This window comes from Cognatishimia activa (genome assembly GCF_017798205.1).
Classification (GTDB): domain Bacteria; phylum Pseudomonadota; class Alphaproteobacteria; order Rhodobacterales; family Rhodobacteraceae; genus Cognatishimia; species Cognatishimia activa_A.
The window spans coordinates 2529606-2550881 of the sequence record NZ_CP060010.1; the positions used below are offsets into that span (position 1 = coordinate 2529606).

Annotated in this window: 20 protein-coding genes; 12 read left to right on the plus strand and 8 right to left on the minus strand. The window is 57.6% G+C overall.

Annotated elements, in window-relative coordinates:
* Positions 1–15: 15 nt before the first annotated feature.
* Positions 16–1788, minus strand: a complete 1773-nt coding sequence (locus tag HZ995_RS12405) for an SLC13 family permease (protein WP_209358260.1) — start codon at positions 1786–1788, stop codon at positions 16–18.
* Positions 1789–1941: 153 nt separating this feature from the next.
* Between HZ995_RS12405 and HZ995_RS12410 the strand changes: the two genes are divergently transcribed.
* Positions 1942–2682 (plus strand): YebC/PmpR family DNA-binding transcriptional regulator, encoded by a 741-nt coding sequence (locus HZ995_RS12410; RefSeq protein WP_209355963.1) that lies wholly within the window; start codon positions 1942–1944, stop codon positions 2680–2682.
* Between the two features lie 45 nt (positions 2683–2727).
* Here the strand turns inward: HZ995_RS12410 and HZ995_RS12415 are convergent, their stop codons facing one another.
* Both HZ995_RS12415 and HZ995_RS12420 read right to left on the minus strand, forming a co-directional pair.
* Positions 2728–3570: a hypothetical protein gene (locus HZ995_RS12415; RefSeq protein ID WP_209355964.1), complete on the minus strand. Its 843-nt coding sequence runs from the start codon at positions 3568–3570 to the stop codon at positions 2728–2730.
* Between the two features lie 114 nt (positions 3571–3684).
* On the minus strand, positions 3685–4569 hold the full coding sequence (locus HZ995_RS12420; RefSeq protein ID WP_209355965.1) for an ArgP/LysG family DNA-binding transcriptional regulator: 885 nt from the start codon (positions 4567–4569) through the stop codon (positions 3685–3687).
* Positions 4570–4653: 84 nt separating this feature from the next.
* Between HZ995_RS12420 and HZ995_RS12425 the strand changes: the two genes are divergently transcribed.
* Complete coding sequence (locus HZ995_RS12425) at positions 4654–5256, plus strand: LysE/ArgO family amino acid transporter (protein ID WP_209355966.1); 603 nt, start codon at positions 4654–4656, stop codon at positions 5254–5256.
* Here HZ995_RS12425 and betI read toward each other — a convergent pair.
* Positions 5253–5834: a choline-binding transcriptional repressor BetI gene (gene betI / locus HZ995_RS12430; protein ID WP_209355967.1), complete on the minus strand. Its 582-nt coding sequence runs from the start codon at positions 5832–5834 to the stop codon at positions 5253–5255. The two genes, HZ995_RS12425 and betI, sit on opposite strands and share 4 nt — an antisense overlap.
* Before the next feature lie 186 nt (positions 5835–6020).
* Here betI and betB point away from each other — a divergent pair, with 186 nt between their 5' ends.
* Together betB and betA are read left to right on the plus strand one after the other, a co-directional pair.
* On the plus strand, positions 6021–7472 hold the full coding sequence (betB, locus tag HZ995_RS12435) for a betaine-aldehyde dehydrogenase (RefSeq protein ID WP_209355968.1): 1452 nt from the start codon (positions 6021–6023) through the stop codon (positions 7470–7472).
* A 10-nt stretch (positions 7473–7482) separates the two neighbouring features.
* Entirely contained in the window at positions 7483–9138 is a 1656-nt protein-coding gene (gene betA / locus HZ995_RS12440) for a choline dehydrogenase (protein ID WP_209355969.1), read from the plus strand.
* Here betA and HZ995_RS12445 read toward each other — a convergent pair.
* The 3 genes from HZ995_RS12445 to HZ995_RS12455 all read right to left on the minus strand — a co-directional run bounded on the left by HZ995_RS12445 (position 9135) and on the right by HZ995_RS12455 (position 12687).
* Complete coding sequence (locus HZ995_RS12445) at positions 9135–9962, minus strand: alpha/beta hydrolase (protein WP_209355970.1); 828 nt, start codon at positions 9960–9962, stop codon at positions 9135–9137. The two genes, betA and HZ995_RS12445, sit on opposite strands and share 4 nt — an antisense overlap.
* 69 nt (positions 9963–10031) lie before the next feature.
* Positions 10032–11432: a helix-turn-helix domain-containing protein gene (locus HZ995_RS12450; RefSeq protein WP_209355971.1), complete on the minus strand. Its 1401-nt coding sequence runs from the start codon at positions 11430–11432 to the stop codon at positions 10032–10034.
* Between the two features lie 61 nt (positions 11433–11493).
* Positions 11494–12687 carry a multidrug effflux MFS transporter gene (locus HZ995_RS12455; RefSeq protein ID WP_209355972.1) on the minus strand — a complete coding sequence of 398 codons (1194 nt, stop codon included), beginning with the start codon at positions 12685–12687 and terminating at the stop codon, positions 11494–11496.
* 219 nt (positions 12688–12906) lie between these two features.
* Here HZ995_RS12455 and HZ995_RS12460 point away from each other — a divergent pair, with 219 nt between their 5' ends.
* The 7 genes from HZ995_RS12460 to HZ995_RS12490 all read left to right on the plus strand — a co-directional run bounded on the left by HZ995_RS12460 (position 12907) and on the right by HZ995_RS12490 (position 18515).
* The gene (locus HZ995_RS12460; RefSeq protein ID WP_209355973.1) at positions 12907–14439 is read left to right on the plus strand and encodes an acyl-CoA carboxylase subunit beta; all 1533 of its coding nucleotides are present in this window, start codon (positions 12907–12909) and stop codon (positions 14437–14439) included.
* Positions 14440–14472: 33 nt separating this feature from the next.
* A complete protein-coding gene (locus HZ995_RS12465; RefSeq protein ID WP_209355974.1) occupies positions 14473–14829 on the plus strand; it encodes a hypothetical protein in 357 nt (118 codons plus the stop codon).
* Entirely contained in the window at positions 14822–15214 is a 393-nt protein-coding gene (locus tag HZ995_RS12470; protein WP_209355975.1) for a DUF6497 family protein, read from the plus strand. The genes HZ995_RS12465 and HZ995_RS12470 overlap by 8 nt, the downstream gene beginning before the upstream one ends.
* 214 nt (positions 15215–15428) lie before the next feature.
* Positions 15429–15572 (plus strand): hypothetical protein, encoded by a 144-nt coding sequence (locus HZ995_RS12475; RefSeq protein WP_209355976.1) that lies wholly within the window; start codon positions 15429–15431, stop codon positions 15570–15572.
* Between the two features lie 84 nt (positions 15573–15656).
* Positions 15657–16019, plus strand: coding sequence for a hypothetical protein (locus HZ995_RS12480; protein ID WP_209355977.1), 363 nt, complete (start codon positions 15657–15659; stop codon positions 16017–16019).
* A gap of 139 nt (positions 16020–16158) precedes the next feature.
* Entirely contained in the window at positions 16159–16371 is a 213-nt protein-coding gene (locus tag HZ995_RS12485; protein ID WP_209355978.1) for a hypothetical protein, read from the plus strand.
* A gap of 113 nt (positions 16372–16484) precedes the next feature.
* The gene (locus HZ995_RS12490; RefSeq protein ID WP_209355979.1) at positions 16485–18515 is read left to right on the plus strand and encodes an acetyl-CoA carboxylase biotin carboxylase subunit; all 2031 of its coding nucleotides are present in this window, start codon (positions 16485–16487) and stop codon (positions 18513–18515) included.
* A gap of 47 nt (positions 18516–18562) precedes the next feature.
* Here the strand turns inward: HZ995_RS12490 and HZ995_RS12495 are convergent, their stop codons facing one another.
* The gene (locus HZ995_RS12495; RefSeq protein ID WP_209355980.1) at positions 18563–19012 is read right to left on the minus strand and encodes a DUF4174 domain-containing protein; all 450 of its coding nucleotides are present in this window, start codon (positions 19010–19012) and stop codon (positions 18563–18565) included.
* 99 nt (positions 19013–19111) lie between these two features.
* Here HZ995_RS12495 and scpA point away from each other — a divergent pair, with 99 nt between their 5' ends.
* Positions 19112–21238, plus strand: a complete 2127-nt coding sequence (gene scpA / locus HZ995_RS12500) for a methylmalonyl-CoA mutase (RefSeq protein WP_209355981.1) — start codon at positions 19112–19114, stop codon at positions 21236–21238.
* Positions 21239–21276: the final 38 nt, after the last annotated feature.

Genomic DNA, 21276 nt, shown 5'->3' on the forward strand with positions numbered 1-21276 from the left:
TTGCAAGAGAAAGGCTTAGAGCGGCCAGAATAGCAGGATCGAGGGGATCGAGACCGCGACCACGAGGATTTCCAAGGGCAGGCCCATGCGCCAGTAGTCTCCGAAGCGATAGCCGCCGGGGCCGAGGATCAAAGTGTTGTTTTTGTGGCCGATGGGGGTGAGGAAGGCCGCAGAGGCGGCAACGGCGACGGCCATGAGGAACGGGTCGGGCGAGGCTCCTAGAGAGTTGGCCATATGGATGCCGACGGGGGCTGCGACGATGGCGGTGGCGGTGTTGTTCAAGACATCGCTGAGCGTCATTGTGACGACCATGAGGACGGTTAGGATGGCCCAGGCCGGGAGGCCTTCGGTAAGGGTCACCAGAGAGCCTGCGATGAGTTCGGTGCCGCCTGCGTCTTCTAGCGCGGCACCCAGCGGGATCATGGAGCCGAGAAGGACGACCACGGGCCATTCGATCTGAGTGTAAAGTTCCGACAGTGGTACGATTTTGGTGAGCACATAGGCGGCCACGACAATGCCAAGGGCGATGGGCAGATAGAGCAGGCCGACGGCAGAGGCCGCGATAGCACCTGCGAAGAGGCCAATGGCGAGCCAGGATTTTTGGTCGGCGGTGACTTGCAGGCCTCGGTCGGCGAGGGGAAGGCAGCCGAGCCAGTCGGTGATGTCTGCGCCCCGGTCTTTGGGGGTCAGCAGGAGGAGGATATCGCCCGCTTTGATCTCGGTCTTGCGCAGATGTTTGGTGATGCGTTGGCCGTTGCGAGACAGGCCCATCAGGATCGCGCCTTGCCGCCAATTCAGGCCAATGCGTTCGGCGGTTCTGCCGGTGATGCGGGATGTTTCAGAGGCCACGACTTCGACCATGTCCAGACCGTCGCCAGTGGCTTTTAATCGATCTTCGCGTTTTTCTTCGGCAAAGCGCAGGCCGGTGGCGGTGCGGAATTCATCGAGTGCGTCGGGTGTGCCTTCCAAAAGCAGCGTGTCGCCTGCACGCAGTTCAGCGTTACGGGCCGAGCCATAGCGGCGGCGACCCTCGCGGCTGAGGCCGATCACGGCGACATCGGCTTGGGTCGCTTGGGTGTCGAGCTCTGCGAGCCGTTTGCCGATAAGCTTGCTATCCTCGGGCACGGTGAGTTCGGCGAGATAGGCGGTGAGGTCTGATAGAGCGCTGCCCGCATCGTCGCGTTTCGGGATGAACCGCCAACCGATCAGGGCCACGAACGCGAGGCCTGCGAGCGCCGTCAGACCGCCGACCGGCGCAAAGTCAAACATCCGAAACGGCGCTCCTAATGTGTCTTCGCGGATTGAGGCGATGATGATATTGGGCGGCGTGCCGATCAGGGTTGCCATGCCGCCCAGAATTGTCGCGAAGGACAGAGGCATGAGTGACAGCCCCGGGCTGCGGCCTGCTTTGCGCGCGGTTTGCACGTCGACAGGCATCAAGAGGGCGAGGGCTGCGACGTTGTTCATGAAGGCCGAAAGCACGCCGCCGACGCCGCCCATGATGGCGATATGGGTGCCGAGGGCTCGGGAACTGTCTACCAATGTGCGGGTGATCAGAAACACGGCACCTGACCGCACTAACCCTGCCGAGACCACAAGGACCAACGCGACAACCAATGTGGCTGGATGCCCAAAGCCCGAAAATGCGTCCTTTTCCGGCACCACGCCCAGAACGACGCCCGCCAAAAGCGCGCAGAAGGCCACCAGATCGTACCGAAACCGTCCCCAGAGCAAGAGGCCAAAGACCACGCCGAAAAGGGTGAAAAGAATGATTTGGTCTTGGGTCAATGCGGTGCTCATGAAGGCCTCAATCTAACTTGGGACAAGGTTCGCCAACACCAGCGATGCATGCAAGGGGAAAAGCCGTGCGCGCCCCGCCTTGAGACCATGGATTGCTTGCGCTATAGGAGGCGAAACGAGATCTTTGAGGGGGCATCCGCCATGGCTGGCCATAGTAAATGGGCAAATATTCAGCACCGCAAAGGGCGTCAGGATGCTGCGCGCTCTAAGCTATTTTCCAAACTCGCCAAGGAAATCACCGTGGCGGCGAAAATGGGTGACCCGGACCCCGATAAAAACCCGCGTCTGCGTCTGGCCGTGAAAGAAGCCAAGAGCCAGTCTGTGCCGAAGGACGTGATCGAGCGCGCGATCAAAAAGGCGATTGGTGGCGACGCGGAGAACTATGACGAGATCCGCTATGAAGGCTATGGTCCCAATGGCGTGGCTGTCATTGTCGAGACCATGACTGACAACAAAAACCGCACCGCGTCGACTGTGCGCTCTACGTTCTCCAAGAATGGTGGGAACCTTGGCGAGACCGGCTCTGTTGGGTTCATGTTCGAACGTAAAGGCGAGGTTGTTTATCCAGCCGATGCGGGTGATGCCGATGACATCATGATGGCTGCGATCGAAGCGGGTGCTGAGGACGTCGAAAGCTCTGAGGATGGGCATATCATCTATTGCGCGGACACGGATTTGAATGATGTGTCCAACGCACTGGAAGCCGACCTTGGGGAATCTGAATCCACCAAGCTGATCTGGAAGCCGACCACCACGACCGAGCTTGGCCTTGAGGACATGCAAAAGCTGATGAAGCTGGTGGATGCTCTTGAGGACGATGATGACGTGCAGCGCGTCACGACCAACTTTGAAGCTTCTGACGAGGTTATGGCGCAGCTCTAAGCCACGCCAGTCCTCTTTTGAAAGCCGCTCCTGTCCGGGGCGGCTTTATCTTTTGGTGGTGATGCCCGCTTGGAATAGCTCGTTCTTATGAGGATACCAAAGCGTGCGACGGTCATCGCTAAAATAGCGATCGATAAAGGCCGGTGAGACCTGTTGCTGCTCGTAAAAGCTCTGGTCTTGCAGCCGCTCAACGTCCACTTCTGCAAAGGGCATGAGCTGTTTGAAATCAAGGCCATAGCGGTGAAAACCCAGTTGCGCGCCAGGACCCAAAGTGCGGTTCGCGCCAGCCGTGAAGGCCAGAAGGCAGCTTGCGCTACATTCTACGTCGACATGGGTATCCAGTCCCAATTGCAGCACCTGCTGTGCCAGTCTGCGGGCTTCGTAGAGATTGCCGCCAGGGCTGTTTAACGAGATTTGCTGCAAGTCGGGGGATTGTCTCAAAAGTGGATTGAGTTCGCTCATCATCCCTGAAGCCATAATGCCGTCATAGGTTAAGGTGCGCCCATCCACGGACAGGTGCACGCGGAACCGTTTGGGGGGTGCGCGAGACTCCAGAACTGCTGGCCCGGTCTCGGGGCTTGTTCTGAAATTGGCGTCAGAACGAAGACCTGACAGCGCCTTATCAACGACGGCGAAAGCCAAGAACCAGAAGTAAAACGTAACGATGCCAGCCGCTACAAATCCCAATGTTGCCCCTGTAATCGTCCAGAAGCGTCCGGTGTCCTGCATATAAAGGCTTGCTGCGTTTGCATAGCGGACAACCTGATAAGCAAAGACAAACAGATCCAGAAATAACAGGAAAGCAAAAGGCCAAGCCGCGTTCGGGGCAATCATAAGCAAAATCACAAATAGGCTGATCATGCCAATACGCAGCAGTAAGCCAGTCACCCAAACAGCGCTGGAAAAACTTGGGCCCATTCTTTGGGCATATGGATTAATCGTACTCATAGAGCACCTTTCAGAATCCGAGTTTCGTCACTCTCGATTCTGCATGGTGATCTGTCAGGATTGTGGCAAGTTTTTGCGCGCAGTTTGGCAAATATGCCGGGTGAAGTCAGCCAGCGTCTCGCGCCAGATGCGGCTGGTCTGCCAGTAAATTGGCATGCGGAAATCGCTGTCTTGTCGCAACAGTACCAGGTTTCCCTTCTTAAGATCGTCGCGCGCCAAAGCAATATACTCCATGCCCCAACCGAGCCCAGCCACAAGGGCTTTGTTCAAGGCGGGCTTTGACGCGATCGAGTGATAGGGCGGGGTGACGGTCGATCCGAACTCTTGTCTAATCCACTCCGACCAATTGTGGTCTTTAGAGTTGAACCTGACGACAGGTGCAGTGGCCAAAGCCGACGGCGAAACGCCTTCTGGAAAGTGCTTTTTAACGAATTTCGGCGATGCCACAGGAAGATAGACCATGTCTCCCAGAGGGTAAACGTCACAGCCCGGCACTGGTTTCTTCTGGATCGTAACGGCGCCAACGACTTGACCGCTTTCCAGCAAACTGTCCGTGTAAGCGGGATGATTGAGCTGGAAGTTAAAGAGCAAATCATGATGCGCGCCGAAGCAGTCTCCGAACCACGAACACATCGAATCGACATTCACAGAGATGTTGACGGGAACCGGTTCGTCACCCACTTCGTGCCCCAGATTGCGGGCCAGGATTTTTTCCAGCGCCTCGACCTGATCCGCATGGGCTGCGAGTTGCAAGCCTGCATCTGTACCGACGCATGGGCTCTCGCGCTTCACAAGTCGTGCGCCGACTTTTTCTTCGAGCAGCTTAATCCGTTGCGAAACAGCGGACTGGGTGATACGCATTTCGTTCGCGGCGGCCTCAAAGCTGCCGGTACGTAGCACCGTCGACAGTGTCCTAAGTCTTTCCGGATCGAGCTTCATAAGAGTCTCTAATTTGGAATAAGATTTATTAATTTGTGTAATGTCACGATGTTGATATTACAAGTCATACCAAGAGAGGCTTTTATGATCTCTTCGTTAACAGCCGGATTTGCGCTCGGCTTGTCACTTATCCTGGCGATCGGCGCTCAGAATTCGTTTGTATTGCGTCAGGGATTAAGGGGAGAATTCGTTCTCCCTGTGGTTCTGACCTGCGCCATTTCGGACGCGATCTTGATCGTAGCGGGCGTGGCTGGGTTCGGTGCTCTGGTCGATGCGGCTCCATTTGCAGTGGATCTCGCAAGATGGGGCGGGGCAGCTTTCTTGGTGGTATATGGCGCTCTAAATTTCGCGTCTGCTTACAGAGGCGGCAGCTCCCTGGCATCAGAGGGCGCCAATGCACCAAAGTTGAGCAAGGCAATTGGGACGTGCCTTGTTCTAACTTGGTTAAACCCCCATGTTTATCTGGACACAGTCGTGTTGCTGGGGGGCATTTCAGCGACCTATGACAGCCCTTGGGTGTTTGCCGTAGGCGCCGTTTGCGCGAGCTTTACCTTCTTTTTTTCACTGGGATATGGGGCGGCCTTGCTGCGCGGTTTTTTCACCAATCCGCTGTCGTGGCGCATTCTGGATGTGCTCGTGGGCGTAACGATGTGGGCAATTGCAGCGAGCTTATTGCTGAACCACTAGCCGCCCTTGAGCAACAGATCCGCCACCCGCCGCGCTTCAAGGCGCGCGGCTTTGGCGTCCACAGGTCCGGGGTTCATTGCGGCCTCGATCCAGACTCCGTCAATATAGTTCTGCAAAGCTTGTTGTACTGTCGCCATTCGGTTTTCCGGCAAAAGTTGCCGCAGCTCGGCGCGGAAATGGCTGGTGACACGCATCCGGTTTACGCGCTGTAACCGTGCAAGACCTTCGTGATAGGGCGCGTTGGCCCAGAACTGCAGCCAGATCGAGCAGGTCGCCGAGGTAAAGAGCGTCTCATCAAAATTCGCATCCAGCCCGGCCATCAAACGATCATAGGGGGTTTCTGCCATCTTAAGTTGACGCAAGTTCGCTGCCTTCAAAGTGCGCAGAACCAGCTGCATCACCGCTTGGATCAGCTGATCCTTGGAGCCGAAGTAATAGTTGATACTCGCCGCCGTAGATCCTGCCTGTTTGGCGATATCGGTCATCGTCACCTGCGCATAGCCATGCTCTGCAATCGCTTGGATTGCGGCATCAATCAGCTCTTCATGGCGAATGTCACGGATGCGTTTCTTGCTCATAGCCTGTCTATAGCGTGGTTTGCGCATCGAAACAGGCTTTTTTGGCGCGGGCATGATAAAAAATTAAATGGGCATTTAAATTTTTGTTTTGCTGTTTAAGTTTCGCATTGCTAGGGTCGCGAACGCTTGGACGCGCCGATTTGGATTCGCGCGATCCGGTAAGTTTGAAGGCAAAGCAGAACGACAATGACCACACAGCCCACCGCCAGCCATTTCATCAATGGCGCCTATGTCGAGGACATATCCGGCACCGAAATCCCGGTAATCTTCCCGGCCACCGGAGAGGTGATCGCGACGGTCTATTCCGCGACGCCTGCGATCATCGATCAGGCGCTGGATGCGGCGAAAGCGGCACAAAAGGCCTGGGCCCAGATGACCGGCACGGAACGCGGCCGCATTTTGCGACGCGCGGCCGACATGATCCGCGAGCGCAACCACGAGCTCTCGGTTCTCGAGACCTATGACACCGGCAAGCCTTTGCAGGAAACGCTGGTGGCCGACGCTACATCCGGTGCCGACGCGCTGGAATATTTCGGAGGCCTCGCAGCCACACTCACGGGCGAGCATATTCCGATGGGCGACGACTGGGTCTACACGGTCCGCGAAGCCTTGGGCGTTTGTGTGGGGATCGGGGCATGGAATTACCCAACCCAGATCGCCTGCTGGAAAGGCGCGCCAGCTTTGGCTTGTGGCAATGCGATGATCTTTAAGCCATCGGAAACCACGCCGCTTTGCGCTTTGAAGGTTGCGGAGATCCTGCATGAAGCGGGCCTGCCTGCGGGGCTTTACAATGTGGTGCAGGGTCTTGGAGACGTGGGCGCTTCGCTGGTAAATGACCCGCGCGTGGATAAGGTCTCGCTGACAGGGTCGGTGCCGACGGGCAAGAAGGTATATGCAGCTGCCGCCTCGGGCATGAAACACGTCACGATGGAGCTGGGCGGTAAGTCGCCTCTGATCATCTTTGACGACGCGGATATCGAGAACGCGGTCGGCGGGGCCATCAACGGGAACTTCTATTCCTCTGGGCAGGTCTGTTCCAACGGCACGCGGGTTTTTGTGCATAAGAACATCAAAGATGCTTTCCTAAAGCGCCTGTTCGAACGCCTTGAAGGCGCGGTCCTCGGCAATCCTCTGGATGAGGCCGTGAACTTTGGCCCCATGGTCAGCGAACGGCAGATGGGGATCGTTCTCGACTATATCGCCAAAGGCAAAGCCGAAGGCGCACGTCTGATCGCAGGCGGTGAGCGCGTTGATATGGAAGGCTTTTTCATAGCCCCCACGGTCTTTGCTGATGTCGCCGACGAGATGACCATCGCCCAAGAAGAGATCTTTGGCCCCGTCATGGCGGTGCTTGATTTCGAGGACGAAGACGACGTGATCGCTCGCGCCAATGCGACCGACTTCGGCCTGTCGGCTGGCGTCTTCACTCGCGACCTGACCCGCGCGCACCGCGTCATATGCGCGCTTGAGGCGGGCAGCTGTTTCATCAATTCCTACAACGACGCGCCGGTCGAAGCTCCGTTCGGCGGGGTCAAAGCCTCGGGCGTGGGGCGCGAAAACAGCAAGGAAGCGATCCAGCACTACAGCCAGGTCAAATCCGTCTACGTCCGCATGAGCGACGTCGAAGCGGCATTCTAGGGAGGCGGCGATGCGAGCAGATTATGTGATCGTCGGCGCGGGCTCTGCGGGATGCGCCATGGCCTATCGTCTTTCGGAGGCAGGCAAATCTGTCATCGTGATCGAACACGGCGGCACGGACGCGGGCCCTCTGATCCAGATGCCCGCCGCGCTGAGCTATCCGATGAACATGAGCCTCTATGATTGGGGCTACAGCACGCTACCCGAGCCGCATCTGGGTGGCCGTCGTCTGGTCACGCCTCGAGGCAAGGTAATCGGCGGGTCGAGCTCGATCAACGGTATGGTCTATGTGCGCGGCCACGCGGGGGACTATGATCACTGGGCCGAAAGCGGCGCGCAGGGGTGGTCCTATGCGGATGTGCTGCCCTATTTCAAACGCATGGAGACCTGGCACGAAAGCGGGCAGGGCGGAGACCCGGATTGGCGTGGCAAAACCGGCCCTCTGCATATCTCGCGCGGGCCAAGGGACAACCCTCTGCACGCAGCTTTTGTTGAGGCAGGTCGTCAAGCGGGCTATCCGGTCACCAGCGACTATAACGGCGAGCAGCAAGAGGGCTTTGGCCCGATGGAGATGACCGTTTACAAGGGGCGGCGCTGGTCGGCGGCGAATGCCTATCTGAAGCCTGCTTTGAAACGCGAGAACTGTACGCTTGTGCGCGGGCTGGCCTGCAAGGTGGTGACGGACGAGGGACGGGCCACGGGGGTCGAGATCGAGCGCAATGGGCGTAAAGATGTCATTCATGCCTCGGGCGAAGTGATCCTCGCGGCCAGCTCGCTCAATTCCCCAAAGCTCTTGATGCTCTCGGGCATCGGCCCCGCAGCGCATTTGGCGGAACATGGCATCGACGTCGTTGCAGATCGCCCCGGAGTAGGCCAAAACCTGCAGGACCATCTGGAGCTTTATCTGCAGATGGCCTCCAAGCAGCCGATCACGCTCTATAAATACTGGAACCTCTTCGGAAAGGCTCTGATCGGTGCGCAATGGCTGTTTACAAAGACCGGTCTTGGTGCGTCCAACCAGTTTGAGTCTGCGGCCTTCATTCGCAGTAAGGCCGGCGTGCAATACCCTGATATTCAATATCATTTCCTGCCCATCGCTGTGCGCTACGATGGCAAGGTTGCCGCCGAGGGCCATGGGTTCCAAGCCCATGTCGGCCCCATGCGCAGCGGCTCTCGTGGAGAGGTCACATTGGCGAGTGCGGATCCCAAGGCAGCACCCGATATCCTGTTTAACTATATGTCGACCGAGCAGGACTGGATCGATTTTCGCCAGTGCATTCGCCTCACGCGCGAGATCTTTGCGCAGGATGCGTTTAAACCCTTCGTCAAACATGAAATCCAACCGGGCGTTGCGCTGCAATCCGACGACGAGCTGGACGGATTTATCCGCGAACACGTTGAAAGCGCCTATCACCCCTGTGGCACCTGCCGCATGGGCGCGCTTGAGGATCCGATGAGCGTGGTGGATTCCGATTGTCGCGTGATTGGCGTAGATAACCTGCGCGTGGCCGACAGCTCGATCTTTCCGCGGATCACCAATGGCAACCTCAATGGGCCATCGATCATGACCGGCGAGAAGGCGTCAGATCATATCCTTGGGCGTAGCCTGCCTGCCGCCAATGATCAGCCTTGGTTCAACCCGAATTGGGAAAGGTCTCAGCGCTAAAGGCCGAGGTCTTTCAATGCCATATGCCCGAACAGCTGCGTCAGGATCCCGCTGGCCCAGAGGTTCACGTGATTGGCATCCGGCACGCGCATGATCTTTTTCTTCGCCGAGCCCGCTGCGTTGTAAACCGCTTGACCCTGGGAAATCGGCACAACGCGGTCTTGCTTGCCGTGGATCACCAAAAGGGGCAGGGATATCGCGGCGGCACGCTTGGCGCTGTTCCAAGAGTCCATGAAGACCGGCGCAATTTGGCCAATGTCACCGACGGTGGCCTGAGCTATATCTGAGATCGAAGAAAACGGTGCCTCAAGAACGATGCCGGTGGGCAAATCCTGATCGCCCGAGGCCTTAAGCGCTTCGATCAGTCCAAGCCCCACCGCCGAGCCCAGACTTTCGCCGTAGATCACCACGGGGCCGTCAAACGTGGCGAATTGACCGTCACTTTTGAGGCTGTCGTAGGCAAACTTCACGGTCGAAATGAGCGCGGCTTCAGAAGGCCGACCTTCGCTGCCTGAACTGCCGGGATAGGCCGGGGCAAAAACGCCAAAGCCCGACTGCCTAAGGCGGCGAAACCTGCCATCGCGATTTGCAAGATTGCCAGCATTGCCATGCAGATAGAACACCGTCGGCTTATTCCCGCGCGGAGGCACTGCCCAGACAACCACGCGACCTTCGGGGCCGTCCAGATCATAGGCTTGTATCCTAGCACCGTAAGCCGCAGGGCTTGGGGGCTGCTCAGTCGCATCATAGGGGTAGATGAGCAGGGGATTGGCTTGCTCTAGCGCCAATGCACCAAGGCCAAGAAAGAGAAAAAGAAATGCCAAGGTTCTTATCATTTTGGGTCAATACTCGTTTAAAATCTTTGCAGGCCGCGTACAGCAAACTCTGCAAACTTACCCGACTTCATAGGGCAAAACACCCCGTTCATTCTCCTTAATCATCAACTTGCGCTCAAGCGGCGGCACCGAGCGTTGATGGCAATCAGGCCGCTCGCAGATCCGGCAGGAAATGCCGATAGGCTGGAAGGCAGCGGCGTTGTTTACGTCCATATTGTCGGCATAGACCATACGATCCGCGTGTTTGATCTCGCAGCCCAAGGCAATCGCATAGCGCCGTACAGGCGCGCCATAGTGCCCGCCAGATTTGGACACATCCCGCGCCAAAGAGAAATAGCGCACCCCGTCAGGCGTTTCGGCCAGCTGTCGCAAAAACCGCCCCGGCGTTTCAAAGGCGCGGTGGACGTTCCATAGGGGGCAGGCCCCTCCAAAACGCGCGAACTGCAGACGTGTGGCGGAATGGCGTTTGGTGATCGTGCCCGCCTGATCGACGCGGACGAAAAAGAATGGGATGCCTTTGTTGCCGGGCCGTTGCAGGGTCGACAAACGATGGGCGACCTGCTCAATGGACGCCCCAAATTGGTTGGACAAAAGCTCCAGATCATGGCGATGTTCCTGCGCCGCCGCGTGGAATTTGCCGTAGGGCATTAAGGCCGCTCCGGCGAAGTAATTCGCAAGCCCGATCTTGGCGATATCCCGCGCGGTCTCAGACTGGAATTTCGCCAGATCCAACGTCGCTTCAAGCAAAGAATTCCTTTGCAAAAGAGCGACTTGCAGCAGCATCTGAAAGCACTGTGTTTCTGGCGACGCATGGGCGGACAAGGTCAGTGCCTTATTCGCATGGTCATAGTGCCTGAGAGGCCCAGTATCGGACAGTCGAACCGAGACGCCGACATGTGCCAAAGCATCCTCAGCAGCAATGCGCATCGACGGTTTCTGCTCGGCGCTTTTGGCGAAATTCTCCGCCGCGTGGTCGACCGCATCGATATAGTTGTCGCAATAATGAAAGAAGTCGCGCACCTCGTCCCAGGGGCTCGGCTGCATGCGGAACTCTTGGCGTCCCAAAGCGTCATCCAGCGAGGCGAGCCGTTCATGGGTTTCACGGTAGGTATGGTGCAGTTTCAAAAACGCCCGGGCCAAAGCAGGGGCGTTGGAAGCCGATAGTCGAATATCCGCCAAAGGCACGTCGCTTTCGGCGAGGGCTGGGTCCGCGAGGGCTTCGCGCAGATCGCTCACCAGACGCTCGGAATCCCCGGTGGACAGCTCGGTGACATCGATGCCGAACTCTTGCGCAAGGGCAAGAACCACCGTTGTCGACACAGGGCGGTTGTTGTTTTCCATCTGGTTCAGATAGGGAAGGGACACGCCAAGCTTGGTTGCGAATTCCCGCTGTGTGAGCGCCACGCGGTTGCGGATCTCGCGCAGTTTTGCACCGGCATAAAGTTTCTGCGTCGCCATAGCTGCCCCTTGGTTTGCAAGTTAGCTTTCATGCAAGCATAGTTTTGCAAACCGCTGGGCGCTAGCCCCGAAGGCGTCTTTCGCGACGAATTGTCAGGGTAATCGCGACGAGCGCTGCGACAGCGGTGGCCAGCATCAGGGACAAAAGCGGGTAGGGTGTCGGCCAGATTTCAAGCAATACGCCCGCCAAAGCCGACAAGCCCGCGCCGCCCCCGATCATGATCGCGCTGGCGAGGCCAGAGGCAGTGCCTGCGAGATGCGGGCGTACGGACAAAGCGCCAGCAGTGGCGTTCGGGATCACCATACCATTGCCCAGCCCGACAAATGTCATGAAGGCGAAGAAGCTGAAGGCGGATCCGATGCCAGCCGCAAATAACAACAACGACAAACCGACACCGATAGCGTTCACGAAGGATCCCCAAAGCACCATATTGTTCACGCCAATCCGCTGAGAATAGGCGCCAGAGACGTAGTTGCCGGCGAAGTACCCGATGGCGGGGGCTCCGAAGTATACCCCGACTTCGGTCGGATCGAGTGCGAAATAGCCGCTTGCCACAAAAGGCGCCCCGCCGAGGTACGCGAAAAACGCACCGGACGCGAAGCCGGAGGCGAGGCTATAGCCCCAGAAGCGCGGGCTCTTTAGCAGCTCGGGATATTGTTTGAATTGCGCGCCCAGCGTGAGGCCGCTGCGTCGTTTGGTTTCGCCCAAATCGAAATAGACCAGCGCCAGTGACATGCTGCCCGCCCCAAACATCAACCAAAAACTCGCCCGCCAGTCCCATGTTTCCTCAAGCAGGCCTCCGAGGGCAGGGGCGACCATCGGCACCACCGACATACCCATCGTGACAAAGCCGATTTTAGACGCGGCCTCGCTGTCCTCGACCACATCGCGCACGATGGCGCGGCTGAGTACGAGGCATGTTGCGATGACGGCCTGCGCAATGCGAAAGATCAGAAAGATTGTCGCGTTTGGTGCATAGATGCAACCTAAGGTGCAGACAAGGAACAGAAAAATACCCCAAAGCAGAACTGGCCTGCGTCCGATTTGGTCTGATATTGGCCCAATGAGGATCTGCAGGACAGCACTTGCCCCAAGATAGCCGGCGACTGCCAATTGCATGACGCTGTAGTCCGTATCGAAGTAAACAGTCATGCCAGGCAGGCTGGGCAGAAAGATATTCATGACCATGGCGCTAAGGCCTGCCAAGAGGATCAGGGTCGAGATATGTGGAGGGGACTTACGACTGAAATACATAATAGGCACGCAGAGTTGACCTGTCTTGTTTAGGCCCGAGATGAAGGGATGAACAGGGGTATTGCGACCATAAGTTGAAAAAATGAACCAATTGGTTCAAAATTTGCTGGTTTGCAATTTGCTTGCGTTGAGCGTGCTGGGGTTTGCAAATTTGCGGGAAAACCCTTTCCGCACCGCAGCACACGGGCTATCACTCCTTAACAGACCAGAGGGTGTGACATGGACAATATTCTTCAAGAACTCGAAGCCCGCCGCGAAACCGCGCGCCTTGGTGGCGGTCAGCGCCGCATTGATAGCCAGCACGCACGGGCGAAACTGACCGCGCGCGAACGGATTGAACTGCTGCTGGATGAGGGCAGTTTCGAAGAGTTCGATATGTTCAAAACCCACCGCTGTGTCGAATTCGGCATGGAAGAGCAAAAGCCCGCGGGCGACGGTGTTGTCACCGGCTGGGGGACGATCAATGGCCGTATGGTTTATGTGTTCTCGCAGGATTTCACCGTGTTTGGCGGCTCTCTGTCAGAAACTCATGCGCAGAAGATCTGTAAAATTCAGGATATGGCCGTTCAAAACGGTGCGCCGATCATTGGTCTGAATGACTCCGGTGGCGCGCGGATCCAAGAGGGTGTGGACTCTCTGGCAGGCTACGCCGAGGTGTTCCAACGCAACATCATGGCCTCGGGCGTTGTGCCTCAGATCTCTGTGATCATGGGCCCGTGTGCGGGTGGCGCTGTGTATAGTCCTGCGATGACCGACTTTATCTTTATGGTCAAAGACACATCATACATGTTTGTCACCGGCCCTGACGTTGTGAAAACCGTAACTAACGAAGTGGTTACGGCGGAAGAACTGGGCGGCGCGTCCACCCACACCAAGAAATCCTCTGTTGCAGATGGTGCCTTTGAAAACGACGTCGAAGCGCTGCGCGAGGTTCGCAACCTTGTCGACTTCCTGCCGCTGAACAACCGCGAAAAGCCTCCGGTGCGTCCGTTCTTTGACGATCCGGCGCGGATTGATGCGTCGCTGGACACTCTGGTGCCGGAAAACCCGAACACGCCGTATGACATGAAAGAACTGATCCATAAGATCGCGGATGAAAGCGATTTTTATGAGATCCAGGAAGACTACGCCAAGAACATCATCACCGGGTTCATCCGCATGGAAGGCCAGACCGTGGGTGTGGTTGCGAACCAGCCGATGGTTCTGGCGGGCTGTCTGGATATCGACAGCTCTCGCAAAGCGGCGCGGTTTGTAAGATTCTGTGATTGCTTTGAAATTCCAATTCTGACGCTTGTAGACGTTCCAGGCTTCCTGCCGGGCACCACGCAGGAATACGGCGGTGTCATCAAACACGGAGCAAAACTGCTCTTTGCTTATGGCGAAGCGACGGTGCCGAAGGTGACCGTGATCACCCGTAAGGCCTATGGTGGTGCTTATGACGTTATGGCCTCCAAACACCTGCGCGGCGATTTCAACTACGCATGGCCATCCGCCGAGATCGCCGTGATGGGCGCGAAGGGCGCGACCGAGATTATCCACCGTGCAGATCTGGGCGATGCGGATAAAATCGCGGCCCATACCAAGAACTACGAAGATCGTTTCGCGAACCCATTTGTGGCCGCTGAGCGGGGCTTTATCGACGAGGTGATTATGCCGCAATCCACACGTCGCCGTGTGGCGCGCGCATTTGCGTCCTTGCGCAATAAGAAACTCGAGAACCCTTGGAAAAAGCACGACAATATCCCGCTCTAAGCGGCTGATTTCGTAGCGAAAAGGACTGAACCTGTGGCCCGAGCCAAGTGGCATACCCTAAAGGACGGAGACGTGCTGACCCTCGCACGTCATCTGCCTGCGCGTTTTGACGTGGCGGCGGAAACCACCATTCGTGCGGGCTCTGCCATGTGGCTGGCGCATCAGGTGCGCCAGGATATGTGGCGCGCGCTGCAGTCCTTGCGCGGCTTCTCTCCGGTGGTTCAGGTCACGCGCCAGGATGGGGCGATGCACATCAAAGCCGGCGGTGCAGTCAATGGCGCTCTGCCCAAGGCCGCGACCGAGGCCAAGATCGCCGCGCTTTTGGCGTCGCCTGACTATATCCGCCGTTGGGAGCGCTTCGCGACCAAGAAGGGGCCCGCCCATGCGTAGCCTTGCCCTCATCGCCGCGGTTCCCATGCTCATGCAAAGCTGTGAGAAAGAGGCCGAGACCGCCTCGGATATCCCTTCGGGGTTCAATCACAGCCTGTTTGAGACGCTTGATGATGTAATGCCCGACGGCAAACGCGTGATGCGTCTGCGCTACGTCGCAGAGGATATGACGGCGGAAGATCACCAAAAGGTCGCCGAGGATTTCGCGGCTCTCTGCGCGCGCGATGCCCTGCCACGTCAGGCCGAGGCGAAGCCGCCGTTTGATCAGGCCGTGATCTCTCTGGCCAATAAAAAATCTGAATTCGGAGTGTTCAATCCAGACGTCACCCAGTATTTCGAGGCTTTCACCTTGGAAAACGACACCTGTATCTGGGAGGCATTCTGATGCGGACACAAAACCTAGGGGGCAAAACCCCAAATCGGCGCGTTCTTGCGTCTTTCGCACCACAGGGCAGAGCCTCTCTGTCTAAATGTTTTATTTTCGGGCTAAAATCCGGTATATTCGGCCTTGGATACGTACGACTTACCTCGTGCTCCAATCTGAGGCAGGCAGGGGAAACATCCTCTGTTCAAAATAAAAGATATACTAGGAGAAACAGATGTCTAAGAGCATCAAGTCCATTCTGGCGCTCAGCGTCGTTGTCGTTGTCGCAGCCTGCGCCAAAGAGCCGGTTGATGAATTCGTTGTGGTCGACCCGGCCCCAATCTCGACCGAGCCAACCCACACGGGTAAATACAAGTAAGACTTTCGGGCGGGCGGCTGGCCAATTTGGTCAGGCTCCTGCCCACCTCGCACCTCGCGTTGCTCTGGCGTTCGGAGGTGCAGCATGATCAAGCATCGTGGTTTCCCAAGCCGTCTTCCCGGCACGGATTTTCAATTCACCATTCGTCGGCCCAATCCCAAAGGCGTCACCGCCATCATAAAGCGTGAGCGCTTTAAGGATCGCAAATACGCGGATCGCCGCGCGGATCTTGGCTTTATGCAAGCACTTTGGGAGGCTTTCGGCACCGAGCCTTTTGAACGCGGTAATCTGGATGCGGGGCGTCTGTCGTGGCTCTTTGGCCGTGAAGTCAAAGCCTATGATCCCGAGAATTTTGATCCCGAAGATTACGAAGCGCTTCTGATCATCGACGAAAACGTCGCACGGTCGTCTTTCCCTGATGCAATCGACGGGGACGGTATCCTGTGATCTTTGCTGCGCGCATATCCCTTGGACCTCGGCACAGTCTTGCCGATAGGGTTGCGGGTGCGCGCAAAAGCTTGCGCAAGGGCTCGGCATCTCTGACGCTGGGTTCAGATTTGGGCAATCAAAAAGGGGCAGATCACAGATGCGACTTCTCAAACTCACAGCGGCGCTCAGCCTTGGGCTTGCGCTCACGGCTTGTGGCGACACGGCGCTGGAACAAGGCTTGCTGGGTGCAGGCGCGGGCGCAGGGGCGGCCATTCTTACCGGTGGTAACGCAAAAACCGGCGCAGTCATTGGCGGTGTGGGCAACGTGGCCTACTGCCAGACCTACCCAGACCGTTGTAAGTCTCCGTAACACTCGCGTCTTCGGACGTATCACTCGACATTTGGCCGTCGGCACCTCGCGTGCCGATGGCCTTTTTTGTTTCGGCGCGCGGGGCGCGTCGGCTCGAACAGGAAGGACCCCTAATGTTTGATAAGATCCTGATCGCCAACCGCGGCGAAATCGCCTGCCGCGTCATCAAGACCGCGCGCAAGATGGGCATCAAGACCGTGGCGATCTATTCGGACGCCGACAAAAACGCGCTGCACGTCAAGATGGCAGACGAAGCGGTCCACATTGGCCCTCCACCCGCGAACCAGTCCTATATCGTGATCGACAAGGTGATGGCCGCGATCAAGGAAAGCGGCGCGCAGGCGGTGCATCCGGGCTATGGATTCCTGTCTGAAAACGCCAAATTTGCCGAGGCACTTGAGGCGGCTGGCGTTGCGTTCATAGGCCCACCTAAGGGCGCGATTGAGGCCATGGGCGACAAGATCACCTCAAAGAAAATCGCGCAGGACGCCAATGTGTCCACGGTTCCAGGCTTTATGGGCCTGATCGAGGACGCGGATGAGGCGGTCAAGATTTCCAACGAGATCGGCTATCCAGTGATGATCAAAGCCTCTGCCGGCGGTGGCGGTAAAGGCATGCGGATTGCCTGGAACGACGAAGAGGCGCGCGAGGGTTTCCAGTCCTCGAAAAACGAAGCGGCCAATAGCTTTGGCGATGATCGAATTTTTATTGAAAAATTCGTCACCCAGCCGCGTCACATCGAAATTCAGGTGCTCTGCGACGCCCATGGCAATGGCGTCTATCTGGGCGAGCGTGAATGTTCCATTCAGCGTCGGAACCAGAAAGTCGTCGAAGAAGCGCCGTCTCCGTTCCTGGACGAAGCCACCCGCAAGGCCATGGGCGAGCAATCTGTCGCGCTGGCGAAAGCCGTGGGCTATGCCTCTGCTGGCACCGTGGAATTCATCGTCGATGGCGAGAAGAATTTCTACTTCCTTGAAATGAATACCCGTCTGCAGGTGGAACACCCTGTGACCGAACTGATCACCGGCGTTGACCTTGTGGAACAAATGATCCGCGTCGCCAATGGCGAGCCGCTGACCATCACTCAGGACGATGTCACCCTGACCGGCTGGGCGATTGAAAACCGCCTCTATGCCGAGGATCCTTATCGCAACTTCCTGCCCTCTATCGGCCGTCTGACCCGCTATCGTCCGCCCGCCGAGAACCCCGATTACACCCCGGGCACCGCAGCCGGATCCGTCGGCGATGTGGTCGTGCGCAACGACACCGGCGTCTATGAGGGCGGCGAGATTTCAATGTATTACGACCCGATGATCGCCAAGCTCTGCACATGGGCACCGACCCGCGAGGCCGCGATCGAAGCGATGCGCGTGGCGCTGGATAGCTTTGAGGTCGAAGGTATTGGTCACAACCTGCCATTCGTGGCGGCTGTTATGGATCACCCAAAGTTTGTGTCAGGCGACATGACCACAGCCTTCATCGCCGAAGAATACCCCGACGGCTTTGAAGGCGTCGAGCTGCCCGAGGCCGACTTGCGCAAGATCGCAGCGGCGGCGGCAGCGATGAACCGAGTATCCGAGATCCGCTCAACCCGTGTCTCAGGCCGCATGGACAACCACGAACGCCGCGTCGGCACCGAGTGGGTCGTGTCCCTGCAAGGCAATGATTTCCCTGTGGAAATCTCGGCGGATGCGGATGGTTCTTCGGTCAAATTCGAAGATGGCGAGACGCTGCGCGTTGCCTCTGACTGGACACCGGGCGATCAACTGGCTGAGTTGACGGTCAATGGCGCGCCTCTGGTTCTGAAGGTCGGCGCGATCACCTGCGGCTTCCGCATTCGCAGCCGCGGTGCGGATTTGAAGGTGCATGTGCGCAGCCCGCGTGAGGCGGAGTTGGTCAAATACATGCCAGAGAAACTCCCACCGGATACCTCTAAGCTACTACTTTGCCCAATGCCGGGTCTGATCGTGAAGGTCGATGTCGAAGTGGGGGATGAGGTCCAAGAGGGTCAGGCGCTTTGCACAGTCGAGGCGATGAAGATGGAAAACATCCTGCGCGCTGAAAAGACCACTGTGGTCACGAAAATCAACGCGGCGGCGGGTGACAGCCTGGCGGTGGACGACGTGATTATGGAGTTCGAATAAGGGCTTATGGCGACGCCAGCGACATATCACAGACACGCACGCGGGGGTTATTCATCCCCGCGACGGTCTCTGATTTCCTGCTGGCGCATGGGCATTTTGTCGATGACGCGCCCGAGTTCGCGCACGTCCCAAGGGAAAGGCTTGCGCAGCTTCACGCCGCCGTCCTTGCCAATGAGCACCATCATGAAGCCGCGCGGGCGCAGCTCGGTGCGCAGCTCGGATTTCGCGGCGGGATCGGTGTCGGTTAGAACCACGACATCCCGCTCGCGCAGCGCGTCGATCTGGTCTTGTAGCAAAGCGATTTGCTCGATGAACCGCGGATCGGCCGGGCTGTCGGCAAAGACAATCACTGGACGGTTTGTCCAGAGAAAGCTCTCGATCGGGGCGGGATCCGTCAAAAAGACGGGCGCCTCTTCGGTGACCTCATCGGCGGATGCGGTGGACCCTAAGAGGGCTGCGAAAACAACGGCTAAGCCATGGCGTACAGAAGTGCTCATGTCTGCCAATATAGGCGCATTTGATACGATTGCGATGGTTTCGACCTGCGCCTCACAGAAATTTATGAAGACGCGGATCCCCGCGCAGAGGATGGTCACATGACGACGAAAAAAGACTGGGAAGCGCTGGCGGAGAAAGAACTGCGGGGCAAGCCGCTGGAGGCTCTGACCTGGGACACGCTGGAAGGCATTCAGGTCAAGCCGCTTTATACGGCGGAAGATACGGCAGAGATCGACCATATGGGGGGGCTGCCGGGCTTTGGGCCATTCACGCGCGGCGTTAAGGCGACCATGTATGCAGGCCGCCCTTGGACGATCCGTCAATATGCGGGCTTTTCAACGGCCGAGGAATCCAACGCCTTTTACCGCCGCAATCTGGCGGCGGGGCAGCAGGGTGTCTCTGTGGCTTTCGATCTGGCGACGCACCGGGGCTATGATTCAGATCACCCGCGTGTTGAGGGCGATGTCGGCAAGGCGGGCGTTGCGATTGACTCTGTAGAGGACATGAAGATCCTCTTTGACGGCATTCCTTTGGATAAAGTTTCCGTGTCCATGACCATGAACGGCGCGGTCATTCCGATCCTCGCGAATTTCATCGTCGCAGGCGAAGAGCAGGGCCATGATAAGGCGCTGCTCGCAGGCACCATTCAAAACGACATTCTGAAAGAATTCATGGTGCGCAACACCTATATCTATCCGCCAGAGCCCTCGATGCGGATCATCTCGGACATCATCGAATATACCTCAAATGAGATGCCGAAGTTCAATTCGATCTCGATCTCGGGCTATCACATGCAAGAGGCGGGCGCGAACCTGGTTCAGGAACTTGCCTATACGCTGGCGGATGGTCGTGAATATGTGCGTGCGGCGATTGAGGCAGGCATGGATGTGGATAAATTCGCAGGCCGCCTGAGCTTCTTCTTTGCGATTGGCATGAATTTCTTTATGGAAGCCGCCAAACTGCGCGCCGCGCGTCAGCTGTGGCATCGCATCATGACCGAGTTTGGCGCGAAATCGGAACGCTCGAAAATGCTGCGCACCCACTGTCAGACCTCGGGCGTGTCCTTGCAGGAACAAGACCCATATAACAATGTCATCCGTACCGCCTATGAGGCGATGGCGGCGGCGTTGGGCGGCACGCAATCCCTACACACCAATGCGTTGGATGAGGCGATTGCTCTGCCGACCGACTTCTCGGCACGTATTGCGCGCAACACTCAGCTGATCCTGCAAGAAGAGACGGGCATCACCAATGTGGTCGATCCTCTGGCGGGCTCCTACTATGTGGAAAGCCTGACCGATGAGTTGGCGACCAAGGCCTGGGAACTCATTGAAGAAGTTGAGGAAATGGGCGGTATGACCAAGGCCGTGGCCTCTGGCATGCCGAAGCTTCGCATTGAGGAAACCGCCGCGCGGCGTCAGGCGATGATCGACCGGGGTGAAGAAGTCGTCGTAGGCGTGAACAAATACCGCAAAGAGCAGGAAGAGGCGATCGACATTCTGGACGTCGACAATATCGCCGTGCGCGAGAGCCAGATCAAACGTCTGGAAGAGATCCGCGCCACCCGTGATGACGCAGCCTGCACGGCTGCATTGGCGGAGCTCACCCGCCGTGCCAAAGAAGGCGGCAACCTTTTGGAAGCCGCCGTCGAAGCCGCCCGCGCGCGGGCCTCTGTCGGAGAGATCAGCATGGCAATGGAAGACGAATTCGGCCGCCACCGCGCCGAAGTGAAGACCCTCGCAGGCGTCTATGGCGCGGCTTATGAAGGTGACGAAGGCTTTGCTAAGATCCAGAAATCTATCGAAGATTTCGCCAAGGAAGAGGGGCGTCGGCCACGTCTTCTGGTGGTCAAGATGGGTCAGGATGGGCACGACCGTGGTGCCAAGGTGATCGCGACGGCCTTTGCAGATATCGGCTTTGACGTGGATGTGGGACCTCTGTTCCAGACGCCTGCCGAAGCGGCGCAAGACGCGATTGACAATGACGTGCATGTGGTCGGGATCTCGTCTCAGGCGGCGGGGCATAAGACGCTGGCACCGCAATTGATCAAAGAGCTTCAGGCCAATGACGCGGGCGATATCATTGTGATCTGTGGCGGGGTTATTCCGCAGCAGGACTATGATTTCCTCAAAGAGGCCGGTGTGAAGGCGATCTTTGGGCCTGGGACGAATATTCCTGAGGCGGCTGAGGATATCCTGAACCTAATCCGCGAAGCGCGTAGCTGATAGGCGGGGGGGCCGCCCTCCAAACCGCACGAATGATG

What these genes read in the sequence shown, in the direction of transcription:
- HZ995_RS12410 (WP_209355963.1), top strand. Translation starts at nt 1,942, where the DNA reads ATGGCTGGCCATAGTAAATGGGCAAATATTCAGCACCGCAAAGGGCGT.
- HZ995_RS12420 (WP_209355965.1), bottom strand. Translation starts at nt 4,569, where the DNA reads ATGAAGCTCGATCCGGAAAGACTTAGGACACTGTCGACGGTGCTACGT.
- HZ995_RS12425 (WP_209355966.1), top strand. Translation starts at nt 4,654, where the DNA reads ATGATCTCTTCGTTAACAGCCGGATTTGCGCTCGGCTTGTCACTTATC.
- betI (WP_209355967.1), bottom strand. Translation starts at nt 5,834, where the DNA reads ATGAGCAAGAAACGCATCCGTGACATTCGCCATGAAGAGCTGATTGAT.
- betB (WP_209355968.1), top strand. Translation starts at nt 6,021, where the DNA reads ATGACCACACAGCCCACCGCCAGCCATTTCATCAATGGCGCCTATGTC.
- betA (WP_209355969.1), top strand. Translation starts at nt 7,483, where the DNA reads ATGCGAGCAGATTATGTGATCGTCGGCGCGGGCTCTGCGGGATGCGCC.
- HZ995_RS12450 (WP_209355971.1), bottom strand. Translation starts at nt 11,432, where the DNA reads ATGGCGACGCAGAAACTTTATGCCGGTGCAAAACTGCGCGAGATCCGC.
- HZ995_RS12455 (WP_209355972.1), bottom strand. Translation starts at nt 12,687, where the DNA reads ATGTATTTCAGTCGTAAGTCCCCTCCACATATCTCGACCCTGATCCTC.
- HZ995_RS12460 (WP_209355973.1), top strand. Translation starts at nt 12,907, where the DNA reads ATGGACAATATTCTTCAAGAACTCGAAGCCCGCCGCGAAACCGCGCGC.
- HZ995_RS12470 (WP_209355975.1), top strand. Translation starts at nt 14,822, where the DNA reads ATGCGTAGCCTTGCCCTCATCGCCGCGGTTCCCATGCTCATGCAAAGC.
- HZ995_RS12475 (WP_209355976.1), top strand. Translation starts at nt 15,429, where the DNA reads ATGTCTAAGAGCATCAAGTCCATTCTGGCGCTCAGCGTCGTTGTCGTT.
- HZ995_RS12480 (WP_209355977.1), top strand. Translation starts at nt 15,657, where the DNA reads ATGATCAAGCATCGTGGTTTCCCAAGCCGTCTTCCCGGCACGGATTTT.
- HZ995_RS12485 (WP_209355978.1), top strand. Translation starts at nt 16,159, where the DNA reads ATGCGACTTCTCAAACTCACAGCGGCGCTCAGCCTTGGGCTTGCGCTC.
- HZ995_RS12490 (WP_209355979.1), top strand. Translation starts at nt 16,485, where the DNA reads ATGTTTGATAAGATCCTGATCGCCAACCGCGGCGAAATCGCCTGCCGC.
- HZ995_RS12495 (WP_209355980.1), bottom strand. Translation starts at nt 19,012, where the DNA reads ATGAGCACTTCTGTACGCCATGGCTTAGCCGTTGTTTTCGCAGCCCTC.
- scpA (WP_209355981.1), top strand. Translation starts at nt 19,112, where the DNA reads ATGACGACGAAAAAAGACTGGGAAGCGCTGGCGGAGAAAGAACTGCGG.